19 protein-coding genes and 1 pseudogene are annotated in these 16,949 nt (G+C 71.4%); 9 read left to right on the forward strand and 11 right to left on the reverse strand.

Annotated elements, in window-relative coordinates; translation table 11 throughout:
- Window positions 1-203: 203 nt before the first annotated feature.
- Genes K311_RS0109950 through K311_RS0109960 form a run of 3 tightly spaced genes read right to left on the reverse strand, consistent with a single transcriptional unit; the run spans window position 204 to window position 3,439 of the window.
- Entirely contained in the window at window positions 204-1,463 is a 1,260-nt protein-coding gene (locus tag K311_RS0109950) for a heme biosynthesis HemY N-terminal domain-containing protein (protein WP_026817185.1), read from the reverse strand.
- Complete coding sequence (locus K311_RS16405) at window positions 1,460-2,593, reverse strand: uroporphyrinogen-III C-methyltransferase (protein ID WP_245570654.1); 1,134 nt, start codon at window positions 2,591-2,593, stop codon at window positions 1,460-1,462. The genes K311_RS0109950 and K311_RS16405 overlap by 4 nt, the downstream gene beginning before the upstream one ends.
- A gap of 60 nt (window positions 2,594-2,653) precedes the next feature.
- On the reverse strand, window positions 2,654-3,439 hold the full coding sequence (locus tag K311_RS0109960; protein WP_026817186.1) for a uroporphyrinogen-III synthase: 786 nt from the start codon (window positions 3,437-3,439) through the stop codon (window positions 2,654-2,656).
- A 16-nt stretch (window positions 3,440-3,455) separates the two neighbouring features.
- Between K311_RS0109960 and K311_RS0109965 the strand changes: the two genes are divergently transcribed.
- From K311_RS0109965 to K311_RS0109985, 5 genes are read left to right on the forward strand one after another with little or no spacing between them, the layout of a single operon-like run.
- Complete coding sequence (locus K311_RS0109965; RefSeq protein ID WP_043797228.1) at window positions 3,456-3,905, forward strand: YiiD C-terminal domain-containing protein; 450 nt, start codon at window positions 3,456-3,458, stop codon at window positions 3,903-3,905.
- 17 nt (window positions 3,906-3,922) lie between these two features.
- Complete coding sequence (locus tag K311_RS0109970; RefSeq protein ID WP_026817188.1) at window positions 3,923-4,336, forward strand: hypothetical protein; 414 nt, start codon at window positions 3,923-3,925, stop codon at window positions 4,334-4,336.
- Between the two features lie 49 nt (window positions 4,337-4,385).
- On the forward strand, window positions 4,386-4,820 hold the full coding sequence (locus K311_RS0109975) for a rhodanese-like domain-containing protein (RefSeq protein ID WP_026817189.1): 435 nt from the start codon (window positions 4,386-4,388) through the stop codon (window positions 4,818-4,820).
- A 59-nt stretch (window positions 4,821-4,879) separates the two neighbouring features.
- Window positions 4,880-5,377: a protein-export chaperone SecB gene (gene secB, locus K311_RS0109980; protein ID WP_026817190.1), complete on the forward strand. Its 498-nt coding sequence runs from the start codon at window positions 4,880-4,882 to the stop codon at window positions 5,375-5,377.
- A gap of 16 nt (window positions 5,378-5,393) precedes the next feature.
- A complete protein-coding gene (locus K311_RS0109985; RefSeq protein ID WP_026817191.1) occupies window positions 5,394-6,410 on the forward strand; it encodes an NAD(P)H-dependent glycerol-3-phosphate dehydrogenase in 1,017 nt (338 codons plus the stop codon).
- A 163-nt stretch (window positions 6,411-6,573) separates the two neighbouring features.
- Here K311_RS0109985 and K311_RS0109990 read toward each other — a convergent pair whose 3' ends face one another.
- From K311_RS0109990 to K311_RS16410, 4 genes are all read right to left on the reverse strand, one after another.
- The gene (locus tag K311_RS0109990; RefSeq protein WP_026817192.1) at window positions 6,574-7,119 is read right to left on the reverse strand and encodes an autotransporter outer membrane beta-barrel domain-containing protein; all 546 of its coding nucleotides are present in this window, start codon (window positions 7,117-7,119) and stop codon (window positions 6,574-6,576) included.
- Window positions 7,120-7,243: 124 nt separating this feature from the next.
- On the reverse strand, window positions 7,244-7,708 hold the full coding sequence (locus K311_RS0109995; protein WP_026817193.1) for a tRNA (cytidine(34)-2'-O)-methyltransferase: 465 nt from the start codon (window positions 7,706-7,708) through the stop codon (window positions 7,244-7,246).
- A gap of 25 nt (window positions 7,709-7,733) precedes the next feature.
- Window positions 7,734-8,060, reverse strand: a complete 327-nt coding sequence (locus tag K311_RS0110000) for a hypothetical protein (RefSeq protein WP_026817194.1) — start codon at window positions 8,058-8,060, stop codon at window positions 7,734-7,736.
- A gap of 194 nt (window positions 8,061-8,254) precedes the next feature.
- Entirely contained in the window at window positions 8,255-8,986 is a 732-nt protein-coding gene (locus tag K311_RS16410) for an SDR family oxidoreductase (protein ID WP_051239916.1), read from the reverse strand.
- A gap of 105 nt (window positions 8,987-9,091) precedes the next feature.
- On the opposite strand from K311_RS16410, the gene K311_RS0110010 reads away from it, so the two are divergent.
- The 4 genes from K311_RS0110010 (at window position 9,092) to K311_RS18155 (ending at window position 14,609) form a co-directional block, all read left to right on the forward strand.
- On the forward strand, window positions 9,092-11,953 hold the full coding sequence (locus K311_RS0110010) for a M16 family metallopeptidase (protein ID WP_026817195.1): 2,862 nt from the start codon (window positions 9,092-9,094) through the stop codon (window positions 11,951-11,953).
- Between the two features lie 227 nt (window positions 11,954-12,180).
- The gene (locus K311_RS0110015; protein ID WP_026817196.1) at window positions 12,181-12,585 is read left to right on the forward strand and encodes a DUF4156 domain-containing protein; all 405 of its coding nucleotides are present in this window, start codon (window positions 12,181-12,183) and stop codon (window positions 12,583-12,585) included.
- 98 nt (window positions 12,586-12,683) lie between these two features.
- A complete protein-coding gene (locus K311_RS0110020) occupies window positions 12,684-13,700 on the forward strand; it encodes a 3-oxoacyl-ACP synthase III (protein ID WP_026817197.1) in 1,017 nt (338 codons plus the stop codon).
- A 450-nt stretch (window positions 13,701-14,150) separates the two neighbouring features.
- The gene (locus tag K311_RS18155; RefSeq protein ID WP_245570655.1) at window positions 14,151-14,609 is read left to right on the forward strand and encodes a Fic family protein; all 459 of its coding nucleotides are present in this window, start codon (window positions 14,151-14,153) and stop codon (window positions 14,607-14,609) included.
- Window positions 14,610-14,633: 24 nt separating this feature from the next.
- On the opposite strand, the gene K311_RS0110035 is transcribed toward K311_RS18155, so the two are convergent.
- The 4 genes and pseudogenes from K311_RS0110035 to K311_RS18785 all read right to left on the reverse strand — a co-directional run.
- Window positions 14,634-15,116 carry a hypothetical protein gene (locus K311_RS0110035; protein WP_026817199.1) on the reverse strand — a complete coding sequence of 161 codons (483 nt, stop codon included), beginning with the start codon at window positions 15,114-15,116 and terminating at the stop codon, window positions 14,634-14,636.
- An 8-nt stretch (window positions 15,117-15,124) separates the two neighbouring features.
- Window positions 15,125-15,769 (reverse strand): DUF1989 domain-containing protein, encoded by a 645-nt coding sequence (locus K311_RS18435; RefSeq protein ID WP_026817200.1) that lies wholly within the window; start codon window positions 15,767-15,769, stop codon window positions 15,125-15,127.
- Window positions 15,766-16,476, reverse strand: coding sequence for a guanitoxin biosynthesis heme-dependent pre-guanitoxin N-hydroxylase GntA (gene gntA, locus K311_RS18440; RefSeq protein ID WP_245570649.1), 711 nt, complete (start codon window positions 16,474-16,476; stop codon window positions 15,766-15,768). Before gntA ends, K311_RS18435 begins: the two co-directional genes overlap by 4 nt.
- Window positions 16,477-16,722: 246 nt before the next feature.
- Window positions 16,723-16,949: pseudogene (locus tag K311_RS18785) on the reverse strand (hypothetical protein); the annotation flags it as partial.

Here is a 16,949-nt window from a genome sequence, read left to right on the forward strand (position 1 = left end):
ACACGACCCGCGCCTCGTGGCTTCGAGTGCGGGGGTCGCATTCGCGAGGTCACCCGCTTGCCGCGAGGCACTTCCCGGATCGGCTTGGATCTTCCACCGGCCGCCGCGAGGGCCACGAGTCGCTTTCCGAGCCGCGAGGAGGAAACGAGCTCGTGGTTCTCGCGGTGGCCGGGCAATGAACCCGCAACCGATCCGGGAAATGCTCAGTCGTCGGCGCGGGGGATCACGGGCAGGCCGAGGGCGTTGCGTTGTTCGGGGACGGCGCGATCGGCGATGCGCGCACGGACGTCGCGGTCGCCGGTGGGCACGGCGGCTTCGCCGCGCGGCAGCCGCATCGCGTTGGCGTAGGCCTGCTGCGCCTTCGCCGGGTCGCCCTGGGCGGCATGGACGTCACCGAGGTCTTCCCAGGCCTGGGCGCCACCGCCCTGGGCGATCGCCCGGTGCAGCAGGTCCTCCGCGCGCGCCCACGACTGCGCGCGGGCGGCGAGACGGGCGACGCTGACCAGCAGCGCCGGGTCGGTGGAATGCGCCGGCAGCCAGGCTTCGGCGCGGGCGAGGCGGTCGGCACCGCCGCGGCCGGGCGGCAGCCGCCCGTACAGCAGGGCGAGGCCGGAATCCCAGCCGGCGTCGAGGGCGACGGCGACCGCGGCGGCGGCTTCGTCCTCGAGGCCGAGCGCGGCGGCGCGGCGGGCGTAGGCGGCGACCACGGCCGGGGTGTTCTGGATACGCGCGGGCTGGGCGTCCCAGCGCTGCAGCAGCTCGTCGACGGTGACGGCCTGGGCCAGCGCGGCGGCGGCCAGTTCGTGTTCGAAGGCGGTCATCGCCTCGCCGGCGAGCACCTGCTCGCGGCGCAGCACCGGCAGCAGCGCCACCGCCTCGGCGGCGCGGGCGTTGCCGGCGAGGGCGCGGGCCTGCAGCCACAGCGCCCGCGGCGACAGCGGCGCCGGCAGGGTGGCGAGGGTCGCCAGCGCCTCGTCGTGGCGGCCCTGGTCGACCAGGCGCATCGCCTGTTCGAGCGCGGCGGTGGCCGGCGCGTGTTCGAGCAGGGCGCCGTGGTGGCGGGCGACGGCGTCGACGTCGCCGCGCGCTTCGGCGGCGCGGCGGGCACCGAGCAGGGCCGGCGTGCGCAGTTCGGCGTCGTCGGCGGCCTTCGCGAGCAGGCTCTCGGCGCGCGTCCAGCGGCCTTCGTGCAGCGCTTCCATGCCGCTGACCAGGCGGTTGCGGGCCTGCAGCCGCGCGTGCCGGCGCCAGGCGCGCAGCGGCAGCCGGATCACCCAGGCCAGCGCCCAGACCAGGAACCACAGCAGCAGCCAGGCGACGAGGGCGTAGAACAGCGTCGTCGTCACCGTCCAGCCGCGGAAGCGGATGACGACGTCGCCGAGGTCCTGCGCGAACCAGCTCCAGCCCAAGGCGCCGAGTGCCGCCAGCGCCAGCCAGAGGACGAGGGTGCGGTAGCCGCTCACTGCTCGACCTGCGGTTCGGTGGGCGCGTCGGCGCCGGCTCCGGTGTCGGGCGGCGCGATGGGTGGCGGCAGCGCTTCCGGCGCCGGCGCGGTGGGGGCATCGGCGGTGGCTGCGGCCGCGCGCAGCGGGTCGACGCCTGGGCTGGTGCCGCGCAGCGCGCGCACCTGCTCCAGCGCGGCGCCGAGTCCCGGCAGCGCCGGCTGCAGCGACAGGGCGCGCAGTTCGGCCAGCTGCTTCTGCAGCGCCTGTCGGCGCGGCTCGTCGGCGTAGAGGCGGACCAGCCAGTCCTCGACCCGCGCGAGGCCGGCGCGGAAGGTGCTGGCGTCGCCGCGGTCCAGCGCGGTGCGGGCCAGCGCCAGTTCCAGGGCGAGGGTCGCCTCGCCGGTGGCGCGGTCGCCGGGAGCGACGAGGTCCTGCGGCCCGCTCGGTCGCACCTGCACGACGGCGTCGACCAGCCGCTGCCAGGCCGAGGCGTCCGGGTCCGAAACCGTGCCCTCGCCCGGGCCCCGGCTGACGAGCTGCGGCAGGGTCGCCTGCAGCGCGTCGAGCACGCCGGCGGCCTGGCGGCGCGGGTCGGCCGGCAGGGCCTGCAGCGCCGCCAGCTCCTGGCCGATGGTCTGGCGCAGGCTGATGTAGCGCGGTGCGGTCAGCGAGGTCATCGCCTCGCGGGCGAGCGCGGTGGCGCGGATCGCGCCCTCGATGTCGCCGGCGATGCGCAGCCGCGCCTGGGCCAGGCCGAGCAGCAGTTCGACTTCGTCCAGGCGCAGGGTCTCGCGGCCGTCGCGCGACTGCGCCGCGAGTTCGCGCAGGTTGTCCTCGAGGATCGCCGCGCGCTGGCCGAGGCCGAGCATCTCGTCGCGCAGCAGGGTGGTGCGTGAGGCGGTGTCGTCGATCTTCTGTTCCAGCACCGACTGCCGGCTGCGCAGGCGGGTGACGGCCTGCTCGGCGTCGATCAGGCGGGCGTCGAGCGCTTCCGGGCTCAGCGCCGGGTCGGCGACCGGTTCCGGGGTCTGCTGTTTCCACCACCAGGCGCCAGCGGCCGCGGCGGCGATCACCACGGCGAGCAGCAGCAGGCGTCCACCGCGGCCACGGCGGCGCGGGGACGGGGAATCGGTCGAATCGTCGGGCACGGTGTCCAAGGCGGTCGGGGGGCGATGAGGGTGACGATCAGGGAACGCAGGAAACGGTCGTCATCGTACCGGGATCGCGAAGCGTCCGGCCGCGACGGCGTCTTCCAGGGCGCCGAGCAGCTGCCGCGGCGACGGCCCCGGCGCCGGCACGATCGCGGTGAAGCCGGCCTCCGCCAGCATCGCCGCCAGGCGCGGGCTCGAGGCGATCGCCGGGCGCCCGGCGAGCAGGTGCCGGCCGGCCGTCGACAGCGCCTCCCACAGGGCCGCGAAGGCCTCGCCGCTGCTGACCAGCAGGGCGCTGTGCGCCGGCAGGGTCGCCAGCGCCTCCAGCCGGTCGGCGCGCGGCCGCACGGTTTCGCGCCGGTAGACCTCGGCGCGGTGGATCTCACCGCCGCGGCGGGCCAGGGTTTCGCCGATCAGGCCACGGCCGCCCGGTGCGGTCACCAGCCCGACCGCCGCCGGCGCCGCCAGTTCCGGGAGCGCCAGCAGGCCCTCGGAATCGGCGCGGTCGTCGGGAATGCGCACTTCGGCGATGCCGGCCCGGCGCAGCGCCGCCGCGGTGCCGCCGCCGACCGCGAACCACTGCTGCCCCGGCCGCACCTGCAGTGGCAGCAGCGACCGCGCGAAGCGCACCGCCGCCGGGCTGGTGAAGACCACCTGCCGACAGGCCAGCGCCGCGGCCAGCGCAACCCCGGCCGGCAGCGGCCGCAGGCGCAGCGTCGACAGCGGCAACAGCCGGGCACCGCGCGTCGCCGCGGCCCTGCGCAGGGGCGCGTGCGTGCCCGAGGGACGCAGCGAGATCACGTACCATCCCGCCAGCGTCGCTGCCGTACCGGTGCCGACCATGGCCGGAGTATCACCGATGACACCGCTGGAAGCCCTCGCCGCCCAGTTCCGGGCGATGCCGCCGGTGGCCGCGATGGCGCTCGAGCCGGTCGCCTGGAACGGCGACGTGCTGGAAGTGCGGGCGCCGCTGGCCGCCAACGTCAACGACAAGGGCAGCGCGTTCGGCGGCAGCCTGGCGGGCGCGATGACCCTCGCCGGCTGGGGCCTGCTGACGCTGAAGCTGGCCGGGGCCGGGCTCGCCGCCGAGGTCTACGTCGCCGACAGCCGCATCCGCTACCTGAAGCCGCTGAAGGCCGACCTGTTCGCCAGCGCCTGGCTGGCCCCTGGCAGCGACTGGCCGACGACGATCGAGGTGTTCGCCGCCCGCGGCCGTGCCCGGGTCGAGCTGGTCGCCCGGGTCGCCGCCGGGGACGGCACCGCCTGCGCCGAGCTGGAAGGCCGCTTCGCCTTGATTCGGGTGTCCTGAGGCGCTGTACTGCGGCCATGAACACCACCTTCCGCCTCGCCGTCACCCTGTTCCTGGCCCTGCTGGTCGCCGCCTGCGGTTCGCGCGCCGAGCGCAGCCCGCGCGAGCAGGCCCTGTACGAGTACCAGAGCGCGATCCGCTGGAGCGAGTACGACGTCGCGATGACTTATCTCGACCCGCTGCAGCTGGCCAGCGATCCGGTCGATCCGCTGGAGCTCGAGCGCCTGAAGCAGTACCAGGTGGCCGGCTACACCGTGCGTTCGGCGAGCCACCCGGCCGACGGCAGCTATGAGCAGGTCGTCGAGATCAGCCTGGTCAACCGGCACACCCAGGTCGAGCGCGTGATCACCGATCGCCAGCGCTGGCGCTGGGACCAGATCGCCCAGCGCTGGTGGCTGATGAGCGGACTGCCGGTGGTCCCCGCCAACTGACGGTTTCGCCCATAATGCCGGCCCCGTTGCCGGAACCGCGCCGAAACCCATGGATCGCCTGCAGGAATTCTTCGCCGCCAACACCTTCCTCGTGCTGGTGTTCGCCGGCCTGACCGTCGCCCTGGTCGTCAACGAGATCCGCCTGCGCTTCCGCCCGTTCAAGGCCGTGTCGCCGGCGCAGCTGACCCGGCTGATCAACGACGAGGACGCGCTGGTGATCGACCTGCGCGGCAATGCCGAATACGAGCGCGGCCACATCATCGGCGCGCGCCACGTGCTGCCGAGCGAGCTGTCGCCGGAACACCGGGTCCTGGCCAAGCTCGGCAAGGACAAGCCGGTCGTGCTGGTCTGCGCCGGCGGCCTGGTCAGTTCGGGCGTCGCCACGAAGCTGGCGAAGGCCGGTTTCACCCGCGTCGCCGTGCTCGACGGCGGCATCGGCGCCTGGCAGGGCGCCAGCCTGCCGCTGGCCAAGGGCAAGGCCTGAAATCCCCGGGCGTGCGATAATCGCGCCCTTTCCCACGCAGTCACCGGAGTCAAGCCGCAATGGCCGAGCAGAACAATGGCGCCGCCGGCGCCGAAGCGCAGGCGCAGTTCACGATCCAGAAGATCTACGTCAAGGACGTCTCGTTCGAAGTGCCGAACGCGCCGGCGGTCTACAACGAGCAGGGTCAGCCGCAGCTCGAGCTGGCGCTGAACCAGAAGGTGGCGCGTGCGGCGGAAGACGTGTTCGAGGTCGTGCTGGGCATCACGCTGACCTGCAAGCTGGCCGACAAGACCGTCTATCTGGCGGAAGTGGAGCAGGCCGGCCTGTTCGGCCTCGGCGGCTTCGACGAGCGCACCCTCGACATGATGCTCGGCACCTATTGCCCGAACGTGCTGTTCCCGTACGCCCGCGAGGCGATCGGTGACCTCGTCGCCAAGGGCGGCTTCCCGCCGTTCTACCTGCAGCCGATAAACTTCGAGGCGCTGTACGCCGAAGGCCTGCGCCGTCGCGCCGAGCAGGGCGGTGCCCGCCCGGCGGTCGAGGGCGGCAACGCCTGATCCCGGCGGCGTGGCGATGAACGCCGCCGACCACACGCCGCAGGTGACCGTGCTCGGGACCGGGTCCTGGGGCACGGCTCTCGCGGCGTTGCTGGCCCGCAACGGCCACCGCACGCTGATCTGGGGCCGCGACGCCGACCAGGTCGCGGCCATTTCCGAACGGCACGAGAACCCGCGCTACCTGCCGGGCGTGCCGCTGCCGGAATCCCTGGCCGCGACCGGCGACCTCGCCGCCGCGGTCGCCGCGGCCGACCTGCTGCTGGTGGTCACCCCCAGCCACGCGTTCCCCGGAACGCTGCACGCGCTGGCGCCGCACCGGCGCCCGCACTGCGGCGTGGCGTGGGCGACGAAGGGCTTCGAACCCGGCTCCGGTCGCTTCCTGCACGAAGTGGCCACCGAGGTGCTGGGCCCCGAAGTGCCGCTGGCGGTGGTCACCGGGCCCTCGTTCGCGAAGGAAGTCGCGCAGGGCTTGCCGACCGCGGTCACGGTGCATTCCGACGACGAGGCCTTCGCCGAACGCGTCGCCGACCTGCTGCACGGTTCGACCTTCCGCGCCTACCACGGCACCGACATCCGCGGCGCCGAGCTCGGCGGTGCGATGAAGAACGTGCTGGCGGTCGCCACCGGCGTCGCCGACGGCATGGAACTCGGGCTCAATGCCCGCGCCGGCCTGATCACCCGTGGCCTCAACGAGATCATGCGGCTCAATGCCGCGATCGGTGGCCGCGCCGAAACCGTGATGGGCCTCGCCGGTCTCGGCGACCTGGTGCTGACCTGCACCGGTGACCTGTCGCGCAACCGCCGCCTCGGCCTCGCGCTGGGCCGCGGCCAGTCGATCGCCGAAGCGGTCGCCGCGATCGGCCAGGTCGTCGAATCGGTGCAGACCGCCGACGAAGTGGTGCGCCTCGCGCGCCGCCACGAGCTCGACCTGCCGATCACCGAACTCGTGCACGCCGTGCTGCACGAGACGATCACGCCGGTGGCCGGACTGCGGCTGCTGCTGTCGCGCGACCAGAAGCCGGAGTACGAGTGAAGAGTGGAGAGTAACGAGTAACGAGTGGGAGCGGCTTCGGCCGCGACCCCACTCGCGCGAACGCGCGCGCTTCCACTCGTTCCTCGTTCCTCGTTTCTCTCCACTCAAGAAGAAAGCCCGGCTTCCGCCGGGCTTTCGGGTGACGCTGGAGAGTTTCCGCGGATCAGAAGATGGCGCGCAGACCGACCGTGTAGATCTCGCCGCCGTCGCCGAACTCGGCTTCACCGACGATGCCCCAGGTCGGGTTGAACTTGTACTGCAGGCCGACCGTGCCGGTGAAGTCGCCGTCGGCGTTGTCGCCGTCGACGTAGTTCGCCTTCAGCAGGCCCTCGAAGTTGTCGGAGAACGAGCCGCGCACGCCGACCGAGGCGCGCCAGCCGTCTTCGTCGAACGAACCGACTTCGTAGTTGTTCCAGGCGGCTTCGGCGATCAGGTCGACATTGCTCGACAGACCGTGGGCGTAGCCGAGGCCGAGCTCCCAGTTGTCGACGTCGATGTTGGTGCCGTCGAGCTCGACGGTGCGGTAGCCACCGAGGCCGTAGAAGCCGGAATCGCCGAACTCGAACGAGCCGCGCACGCCGTAACCGTCGGCGTCGCTGTCGATGTTCACGTAGTCGGCTTCGAGGTAGGTGTAGGACAGCTTGTCGTCGGCCTGCGCGGCGAACGGGATCGCGGCGAGCAGGGCCAGGGCAATCAGGGAACGCTTCATATGACTTCCTTTTTCGGCTTGTTGAATGCGGCCCGTGGGGGAGCGCACGCCGAGTATGGGAAGGCAGACATAACGCCTGATTAACGGGATTGAATTTCTTGCGTACCCCTGTCGTCAGTCATGCTCACACGGCGCCGTCGTAGCCGAACTCGCGCCACGCCGCGAACACCACGACCGCGACCGCATTCGACAGGTTCAGGCTGCGCTGGCCCGGGCGCATCGGCAGGCGGAGCTGGTTTTCCGCGGGAATCCCCGCGAGTTCCGCAGCCCCCAGGCCGCGCGTTTCCGGGCCGAACAACAGGGCGTCGCCGCGTTGGAACGCGACGTCGTCGAAGCGTTTGCTGGAACGCGCGCTGAATGCGAACACGCGTGGCGAACCGAGTGCGGAAACACACGCGGCGAGTGAAGGGTGAACGCGAACGCTCGCGTATTCGTGATAGTCGAGACCGGCGCGGCGCAGGCGCGCGTCGTCGAGGGCGAAGCCGAGCGGTTCGATCAGGTGCAGGCGGGCGCCGGTGTTGGCGCAGAGCCGGATCACGTTGCCGGTGTTCGGCGGGATCTCGGGCTGGAAGAGGATGACGTCGAGCATGCGGCGCATGCTCGCACACGCGTACTCACATCGACGCGCAGCGGATGCGCACCGCGATCGGGCCGAGGTCGCCCGGGATCCGCGCGAGCGCCGCGGCGCCGACCGGGGCGGTGGCCGCGGCGCAGTTGCCCGGCGCGGTGAAGCCCGCCTTGTCGCCGCCGCCGGCCTCGGGCTGTGCGAGCGCGATGACCGTCCCGGTCCCCGAGGCGACGATCACCATCGCCGGCGGTGCGGCCAGCGCGGCGGCGGAAACGGGCGCGGCTTCGGTGGACAGCGTCGCCAGCAGGCCGACCGCGAGCAGCGGCAGGGCGAACAGGCTGCGATGCAGGTGGGTGTGGAGGTTGGCGGTCATGGCGGTGGTTCCCCGTGTGCTTGCGGAATAGACAGCACGAAGCGTGCCAATGTGACAGCCCTTTGGAATCAGCCACTTGCGACGCGTGACGAGTGTCCGCGGGCGTCCGCCCCGCGGACACCCCCCCCCTTAACGGTGTCAGAGAAAGTTCTTCGGAAAACTGTCTCTGACACCGTTTTGACACCGTTTTGGGGTCACCAGGGGAGGGGGTGGCCCTGGGCGTCGACGAATTCGCCGGCAGGCAGCGCCCGCCCGCCCGTGGCTACCGCGAGCAGGTCGCGCACCGCGGCGTCGGGCGGGACGCTGGCGCCGTCGCCGCCCATGTCCGTGCGCACCCAGCCCGGATGCACGGTGATCACGCCGATGCCCTGCGGGTTCAGCGCCCGCGCCATCAGCACGCCGGCCATGTTCAGCGCCGCCTTGCTGATGCGGTAGCTCGGCGCGCGCAGCTCGCGCGCCAACGTGGTCATCGCGCCCATCTCCGAGCTGATGTTGAGCACGCGGGCCTTCTCGTCCGGCGTCCAGCCGCCGCGGGCGAGCAGCGGCGCCAGCGCCTCGGTCAGCAGCCACGGCCCCACGGCATTGGTGGCCAGGCTGTGCGTCAGCACCTTCTCCTCGAGGGCGCCGAAGCGCTCGCCCGAGTGCAGCACGCCGGCGTTGTTGACCAGCAGTTCCAGGCCCTCGTGCAGGCCGGCGGCTTCGGTCGCGAAGGCCTGTCGGCTGCGCGCGTCGGCGATGTCGAGCGGCAGCACGTGCAGGTGGCCGGGCAAGTCGCCGGCGAGGCGGTTCAGCGCGGTGGCCTCGCCGGGCCGGCGGCAGCCGGCGACGACGTGGGTGCCGGCAGCGAGCAGCTGGCGGACGAATTCGAGGCCGAGCCCGCGGTTGGCGCCGGTGACGACGGCCCTGGGGAAGGGGGGTCCGGACATCGCGGGTCTCCTGGCCATGGCGCCCGGCCTAGTGTACGGCCCGCCCGGGCAGGCTAGGATTCGGGTCCCCCGGCGTTCGCCGGAGATTCCAGAGGATCGTTGCCGATGAAATCGTTCCGTCCGCGCGCCAGCGCGATCGCCCTTGCCCTGTCCGCTGCCCTCTTCGCCGGCGGCTGCACGACGCAGGCCGACCCCGGTGTCGCCGCCGCGGGACAGCCCGCCGCAACCGCGGACATCGCCTACGAGGAGTTCACCCTGCCGAACGGCCTGCGCGTGATCGTGCACACCGATCGCAAGGCGCCGGTGGTCGCGGTGAACATCTGGTACCACGTCGGCTCCAAGAACGAGCTGCCGGGCCGCACCGGCTTCGCGCACCTGTTCGAGCACCTGATGTTCCAGGGCAGCGAGAACCACGACGGCGAGTTCTTCGAACCCTTCGAGCTGGTCGGTGCCACCGACCAGAACGGCACCACCAACTCCGACCGCACGAACTACTTCCAGAACGTGCCGACCACCGCCCTCGACATGGCGCTGTGGATGGAATCGGACCGCATGGGCCACCTGCTCGGCGCGGTGACCCAGGCCGCCCTCGACGAGCAGCGCGGCGTCGTCCAGAACGAGAAGCGCCAGGGTGAGAACCAGCCCTACGGCCAGGTGTTCCAGCGCCTGCTCGCCGCCAGCTATCCGGACGGCCATCCCTACCAGTGGCCGGTGATCGGCTCGATGGCCGACCTGGAGGCGGCCTCGCTCGAGGACGTGCAGCGCTGGTTCCGCACCTGGTACGGCCCGAACAACGCGGTGCTCGTGCTCGCCGGCGACATCGACGTCGAGACCGCGCGCGAGAAGGTGACGAAATACTTCGGCGACATCCCGGCCGGCCCGACGATGGCGCAGCCGCGCATCGATCCGGCGCCGCGTACCGAATCGACCCGCGAGGAGATGACCGACAACGTGCCGCAGACCCGCCTGTACCGGGTCTGGAACATCGCCCAGTACGGCACCGCCGACGCCGACCGCCTGCAGCTGTTCTCGCAGGTGCTGGGCGGCTCGCGCTCGTCGCGTCTCGATCGCCGCCTGGTGCACCAGGACAAGCTGGCCGACGGCGTCGGCACCGGCGCCTGGGCCAACGAGCTCGGCGGCCTGTTCTTCGTCCAGGTCGACGTGAAGCAGGGCGTGGACGTCGCCACGGTCGAGAAGGCGCTGGAGGAGGAGATGGCCCGCCTGCTCGCCGAAGGCCCGACCGAGGCCGAGCTGCAGCAGGCGCGCATGAGCTTCCGCGCCGGCTTCATCCGCGGCATCGAGCGCATCGGTGGCTTCGGTGGCAAGGCCGACGCCCTCGCCGAGTGCGCGGTGTACACCGGCAACCCGGCCTGCTTCCGCGACACCCTGCAGATCTGGGACAGCGCTTCCGCGGCCGACATCACCGCGACGGCGCGCACTTGGCTGTCGCGCGGCGACCACACCCTGATCGTCAATCCGGGCGAGCGCGTCGCGCTGGCGGAAGCCGAGCCGACGCCGCCGGTGGACATGGCCCCGGTGCCGGCGGCCGACCCGAAATACACCGTCGTCGAGAGCGACGTCGACCGCAGCCAGGGCGTGCCGGTCACCGAGCAGTTCCCGGACCTGAGCTTCCCGGCGCTGCAGCGCGCCGAGCTGTCGAACGGCATGCGCGTGATCCTCGCCGAACGCCACGACGTGCCGGTGGTGCGGGTCAGCGTCGAGCTGCCGTCGGGCTACGTGTCCGACGTCGGCCGCAAGCTCGGCACCGCCAGCTTCACGATGGGCATGCTCGACGAAGGCTCGGCCGAGCTCGGCGCGCTGCAGTTCGCCGACCGCGCCGAATCGCTGGGTGCCCAGCTCGGTGCCGGTGCCTCGCTCGACGGCGCCAGCGCCTTCCTGTCGTCGCTGCGCGAGAACCTCGACCCGTCGCTGGCGCTGTTCGCCGAGATGCTGCGCAAGCCGCGCTTCGACGAGGCCGAGATCGAGCGCGTGCGCCAGAGCTGGATCGCCGGCATCCGCCAGGAGAAGGCGCGTCCGAACTCGGCGGCGATGCGCCTGCTGCCGCCGCTGCTCTACGGCCAGGGCCATCCGTACGCGATCCCGTTCAGCGGCAGCGGCGACGAGGCCTCGATCGCGGCGCTGACCCGCGACGACCTGGTCGCCTGGCACCGTGATTTCGTGCGTCCGCAGGGCGCCACGGTCATCGTCGTCGGCGACACCACCCTCGACGCGATCGTGCCGCTGCTCGAGAAGCACCTCGGCAACTGGCAGGGTGAAGGCGAGGCGCCGGCGCTGGCCGAGGTCCCGACCATCGCCCGCCCGGAGCGGCCGCGCGTGTTCCTGGTCGACCAGCCGGGCGCGATCCAGGCCAACATCTACGTCGGCCAGATCGTGCCGTCGACGATGGATCCGCAGGCCACCGAGTTCGAGATCGCCAATTCGGTGCTCGGCGGCGAGTTCAGCTCGCGCCTGAACATGAACCTGCGCGAGGACAAGCACTGGGCCTACGGGTCGTACAGCTTCGTCTCGGGCGCCAAGGGCCAGCGGCCGTGGATGGCGTTCGCGGCAGTGCAGATCGACAAGACCGCCGAGTCGCTGGCCGAGCTCCAGCGCGAGATCACCGCCTACGCGACCGGCGCCGAGCCGGCCACCGCGGCGGAAGTCGCGAAGATCCAGGCCTCGGAGATCCGCAGCCTGCCGGGCTCGTACGAGACGGCCGGGGCGGTGATGGGCGCGATCGGCGGCATCGTCCGCTTCAACCGCCCGGACGACTACGTGGTGCAGCGCAAGGCCAGGATCGAGGCGCTGACCCCGGAAACCGTCAACCAGTTGGCGGCGACCATCGACCCGAAGGCGCTGACCTGGGTCGTCGTCGGCGACCTGTCGAAGATCGAGGCCGGCGTGCGCGCGCTGAACCTCGGCGAGGTGCAGGTGATCGACGCCGACGGCAAGCCCGTCGCCCGCTGACCCCGCCCCCCCACCCCCCTGTAGGAGCGCCTTCAGGCGCGATGAGTAGCTTCAGGCGCGATGAGTAGCCTTCAGGCGCGATGACGTGCCCTCAGGGGCGAAGAACGGCCCGCCCCGGCGGGCCGTTCCTTTTCCGCCCACGCGCACGGGGCTTCACCGCACGCCACCGCCTACCTCCTACCTCCCGAAACAGTCACAATCGCGAATCGATGCCACGAGGAACCGCCATGCGCCCGACCCTGCTCGTCACCGTCGCCCTCGCCCTCGCCACGCTCGCCGGCTGCACGTGGGTGAAGATGGCGCCCGGTGCCGACCAGGTGCGGGTCGCGCGGGCCTCCGAGGACCTGTCGGCCTGCACCCGCCGTGGCGAGGTCGCGGTATCGGTGAAGGACCGCCTCGGCCCGCTGGGGCGCAACGAGATCAAGGTCCGCGACGAGCTCGAGGTGCTGGCGCGCAACGAGGCGCCCGGCCTCGGCGCCGACACCGTGCAGCCGCGCGGTGAACCGGACGACGGCGAACAGCGCTTCGGCGCCTACAGCTGCGGCGGCCGGGTGGTCGGCCGCGCCCCCGCCGCGGGCCGCGACCGGCCGCGTGAAGACGGCGCCGCCGAGGTCATTCCGCTCGAGGACTGACTGAAGCCGGACCCACCGGAAACCGGGGGTTTGGTTGAGCGGGGTGGCCGAAAACTGTAACTTTGACGGGTTTTCCTGACGCCAGAAGGCACCCGTCCATGTTGTTCCAGCACGTTTCCATCGCGGGCCTGGCCCATGTCGATGCCCCGAACCGCCTGAGTTCGGCCGACATCAATGCCCGCCTCAAGCCCACGATGGACCGTCTGGGCATCAAGACCGACGTGCTGCAGGACATCGCCGGGATCTACGCCCGCCGCCTGTGGAACGACGACGTCCAGGCTTCCGACGCCGCGACCCTGGCCGCCGAGAAGGCGCTGGCCGACGCCGGCGTCGACCGCGAGAAGATCGGCCTGCTGGTGAACACCTCGGTCAGCCGCGACTTCCTCGAGCCGTCGACCGCCTCGATCGTCTCCGGCAACCTCGGCCTCGGCGAGAACTGCCAGAACTTCGACGTCGCCAACGCCTGCCTGGCTTTCATCAACGGCATGGACATCGCCAGCCGCATGATCGAGCGCGGCGAGATCGAGTACGCGCTGGTCGTCGACGGCGAGACCGCCAACCTCGCCTACCAGAAGACGCTGGAGCGCATGAGCGCCCCGGACGTCACCGAGGAGCAGTTCCGCAACGAGCTGGCCACCCTGACCCTGGGCTGCGGCGCCGCTGCGATGGTGCTGTCGCGCTCGGAGCTGACCCCGGACGCGCCGCGCTACAAGGGCGGCGTGACCAAGGCGGCGACGCAGTGGAACACCCTGTGCCGCGGCAACCTCGACCGCATGGTCACCGACACCCGCATGCTGCTGATCGAGGGCCTGAAGCTCGCCGAGAAGACCTTCCAGGCCGCCAAGCTGGCGCTGGGCTGGGTGGTCGAGGAGCTCGACGAGTTCGTGATCCACCAGGTCAGCCAGGTGCACACCCAGGCCTTCATCAAGGCCTTCGGCATCGACCCGAAGAAGGTCATGACCATCTTCAACGAGCACGGCAACATCGGCCCGGCCTCGGTGCCGATCGTGCTGAGCAAGCTCAAGGAGATGGGCCGCCTGAAGAAGGGCAGCCGCGTCGCGCTGCTCGGCATCGGCTCGGGCCTGAACTGCTCGATGGCCGAGGTGGTCTGGTAGCCCTCGCGCCGCCCCCAAGGGGCGCCGTCAGCCGCGACCATGAAAGGCCCGCCTCGGCGGGCCTTCCTGTTTTCCGGCGTCCGGAAGGAAGAATTTCTTGCCTTCGCCCGACGACTTTGAAGGACTTCGCGCAGTTTCTTTCAAAGTCGGCGAAACTTCGCTCGCCGCGTTTCAAAGTGAGGCGGGCACTGAAAGCCAACGACTACCGCGCTCCACAGGCAGGAAGCGCCGTCCGTACGCCTGAAGGATCCGTCGCCTTCGTGCCTCCTCCGCTGCCGCCCGCGCTGGAGTTCAGTCCGGCGCTGGTCCGGCTTCTTTCAGCCGCCGACGCTGCGCTCGGCGAGTTGTCCGGCCTCGGGGCCCTGCTGCCCAATCCGCATCTTCTGATCGCGTCCGTACCTGCGGCGCGAGGCCGTCTCGTCGTCGCGCATCGAGGGAACGCGGGCGAGCCTGTTCGACGTGCTGGCGGACGAGGCCGGCCACGCGCCGGACGTGCCCGTCCACGATGTCCGTGAAGTGCGGAACTACGTGACGGCCCACGAGTACGGGATCGCGCGCCTGGGCTCGCTTCCGCTTTCGTTGTGGATGGTGCGCGAGCTGCATGAGCGCTTGATGCGCGACGTGCGAGGGGATCACGCGACGCCCGGCGAGTTCCGTCGTAGCCAGAACTGGATCGGGCCCTACGGCAGCACACCGGCCAACGCGCCCTATGTCCCGCCCCCGCCGCGCGAAATGTCGGAGGCGCTCGGTGAATGGGAGAAGTTCCTGCACGTCCGCGGCGAGCTTCCCGATCCCGTGCAGTGCGCCGTGCCGACGAGCGACCGGGCGTGGGGAAGGCGCTATCTCGCCCTCGATGTGCTGCGGGCGCTGGAAGATTCGGACGAAGGCGCGGGAGTCGGCGAGCCGTGACCACGACGGGCGCCGCGGATGCCTTCATCGCGAAATTGACCGGGTCCCGGCCGGATCGACCACCCGCACGCATTTGGCGGTGAAGTCCCCGATCGAAACCAGGCCGATGCCCTTCGCCGTGCCGTCGACGAACAGGGTGACGTGCGGCAGCGTGTCCGGCAGCCCGGCGCCGCTGGCTTCGGCGAAATCGCGGCGGCACGCGTTCAAGGCCGCGCAGACGACTTCGGCGATCACGGTGTGCACGATGCGGCCGTCCTCCTGGTCGCGCAGCAGGAAGCGGCGCGCGGTCGGCGTCACCCGCCAGTCATGAGCGGCGAGGCGCGCGGGCCAGGCGGACACCGGCAGCGCTTCGGCCACCGCGGTGGCTTCGCGTTGCGACAGCACCGTGAGGTGCAGTTCGTCCTTGCGGCTGAATCGGCCCTCGGGCAGTGCAAGCGTTTCCGGCAGCGACGGGAACAGCGCGAAGGGCAGCGGCAGGATCAGCGAGCCGCGTGGCGTTCGCCGCAAGGTCGGCATCAGGTGCCGGCGGCGGACGCGGCGGCGACGCGGGCGGCGTCGTCGCCGCGCAGCACGCGGAAGTCGATCGGCTTGAAGCGGCCGTTGTTCGACTGCGGCGCGCTGCAGGCGGTCATCGCGACGACCATCGGCATCAGCGCGCGCAGCAGGATGCGGTCGCCGGCGCGGCTCTTCGGCGGCAGCACCGAGATGCGGCCGTCGCCGTCGAAGGCGACGTGCATGAACACATTGAAGGCGATCGGGATGCGGTCGCGGTCGATGCCCCAGGGCGCGAGCGCCATCTCGAGGTTGCCCTCGCAGCCCGGCTTCGGGTCGGTGTGGCCGTAGAGGATGCGGAAGGTGTCGCGCGAGCAGGGCGTCAGCGTGAAGTCGTGGCGGCCGACGTCGTCGGCGACGATCTCGAACATCGGCCGGCTGCGGTTGGAGTACAGCAGGTCACCGGTGCCGAGCCAGAGCTTCGACGCGTAGTCGAGCGAGCGGCCCGACGAGAGGTATTCGCGCAGGTCGTCGCGGCGGAAGGCGACGAGGTCGCAGACCTGTTCCCCTTCCGGGTCGACGATCTCGAGCAGGTCGCCGGCCTCGAGTTCGGCGGCGCGCGCCGAGCATGGCGGAATGCGGGTGAAGGAGATCGCCGCGTTGCTCAAGATCCGGTCCTCCGGAAGGGACAGCGCCAGTCGGCCTCGACCGCGCGGCCGCTGTACTGGCGGGTTTCGGCGGCGCTGCCCCAGTCGGCGAGATTGGGATTCAGCGAGCCCTGCAGCGCGAGATCGCGGGCGCGGGTGGCTGCCTGCATCTTCGCGTAACGGCCGTCGGCGCGCAGGCGCGCGAACTGCCGCTGCGAATTGAACACCAGCACCGGCACCGGCGCCCGCCGTGCCATGCGTGACGAGCCCGGATGCAGTCCGATCACGAAGAACGGGTGCTCGGCGAGGCTGAAGGAGAAGTCGCCGGCGTCCGGATCCGCGCCGACGCCTTCGGCCCAGGCATGCCCGCGCGCGACGTCGAGATCGTGCAGCTGCTGCAGCTGCTCCCACAGGCGCGCCTCGAACATGTGCTCGTCCATCGCGCCGTCCGGCGTGAACACCGCGGCCAACGAATGCAGCGCGGTCTCGCCGACGGCGACCTCGTCGAGCACCGGCGCCAGCCGCATCAGCGCATCGAGCAGCGGCGTCGCATTGCGCGGATCGGCGAGCGGACCGAGCTCGATCATGCGCAGGCCACCCTGGCGCAGCACCGCCTTCGCGGCGACGCAGGGAAAGGTCGCACGCTCGATGAAAGTGCGCAGGCGCTGCGCCTCGACACCGCGGGCAGGGGAATGCGGAACGCGGTCCGCGACAGGCATCGACGACATCGGCAACTCCAGCAGAAGTTGCAGGATGCTCGCGGCTGCGATGTGTCCGCGCCGTCGCGGCCGCGCGCGCGCGCGGGCCGCGGTTCACCAACATCGCCGCCCGGTGAAGGCCCGACCCCCACCCTCTGTAGGAGCGGCTTCAGCCGCGATGCTCTTCAAAAAAACATCGCGGCTGAAGCCGCTCCTACACCAGGGCATCGCGGCTGAAGCCGCTCCTACACCAGGGCATCGCGGCTGAAGCCGCTCCTACACCAGGGCATCGCGGCTGAAGCCGCTCCTACGCGAGGGCATCGCGGCTGAAGCCGCTCCTACAGGACGAACTGCCGGAACCGCCAGCCCACCGAACAGGTCCTTCGGATCGCGCAGCGCCGGGATCAGCCCGGCCTCGCGGCCCAGGCGCATCTCGGCGGCGACGTCGCGCAGCAGGCGCAGCGCGGAATAGTCCTCGAGCGCGAAGCCCACGCTGTCGAACA

Source organism: Arenimonas composti TR7-09 = DSM 18010 (assembly GCF_000426365.1).
GTDB classification, from domain to species: domain Bacteria; phylum Pseudomonadota; class Gammaproteobacteria; order Xanthomonadales; family Xanthomonadaceae; genus Arenimonas; species Arenimonas composti.

Bases quoted from the DNA above. Each gene is read 5' to 3' on its own strand.
- gntA (WP_245570649.1), bottom strand. From the start codon at position 16,476: ATGTCGTCGATGCCTGTCGCGGACCGCGTTCCGCATTCCCCTGCCCGC.
- K311_RS0109965 (WP_043797228.1), top strand. From the start codon at position 3,456: ATGACACCGCTGGAAGCCCTCGCCGCCCAGTTCCGGGCGATGCCGCCG.
- secB (WP_026817190.1), top strand. From the start codon at position 4,880: ATGGCCGAGCAGAACAATGGCGCCGCCGGCGCCGAAGCGCAGGCGCAG.
- K311_RS0110020 (WP_026817197.1), top strand. From the start codon at position 12,684: ATGTTGTTCCAGCACGTTTCCATCGCGGGCCTGGCCCATGTCGATGCC.
- K311_RS0110010 (WP_026817195.1), top strand. From the start codon at position 9,092: ATGAAATCGTTCCGTCCGCGCGCCAGCGCGATCGCCCTTGCCCTGTCC.
- K311_RS0109990 (WP_026817192.1), bottom strand. From the start codon at position 7,119: ATGAAGCGTTCCCTGATTGCCCTGGCCCTGCTCGCCGCGATCCCGTTC.
- K311_RS16410 (WP_051239916.1), bottom strand. From the start codon at position 8,986: ATGTCCGGACCCCCCTTCCCCAGGGCCGTCGTCACCGGCGCCAACCGC.
- K311_RS0110000 (WP_026817194.1), bottom strand. From the start codon at position 8,060: ATGACCGCCAACCTCCACACCCACCTGCATCGCAGCCTGTTCGCCCTG.
- K311_RS0109995 (WP_026817193.1), bottom strand. From the start codon at position 7,708: ATGCTCGACGTCATCCTCTTCCAGCCCGAGATCCCGCCGAACACCGGC.
- K311_RS0109970 (WP_026817188.1), top strand. From the start codon at position 3,923: ATGAACACCACCTTCCGCCTCGCCGTCACCCTGTTCCTGGCCCTGCTG.
- K311_RS0109985 (WP_026817191.1), top strand. From the start codon at position 5,394: ATGAACGCCGCCGACCACACGCCGCAGGTGACCGTGCTCGGGACCGGG.
- K311_RS0110015 (WP_026817196.1), top strand. From the start codon at position 12,181: ATGCGCCCGACCCTGCTCGTCACCGTCGCCCTCGCCCTCGCCACGCTC.
- K311_RS0109975 (WP_026817189.1), top strand. From the start codon at position 4,386: ATGGATCGCCTGCAGGAATTCTTCGCCGCCAACACCTTCCTCGTGCTG.
- K311_RS0109960 (WP_026817186.1), bottom strand. From the start codon at position 3,439: ATGGTCGGCACCGGTACGGCAGCGACGCTGGCGGGATGGTACGTGATC.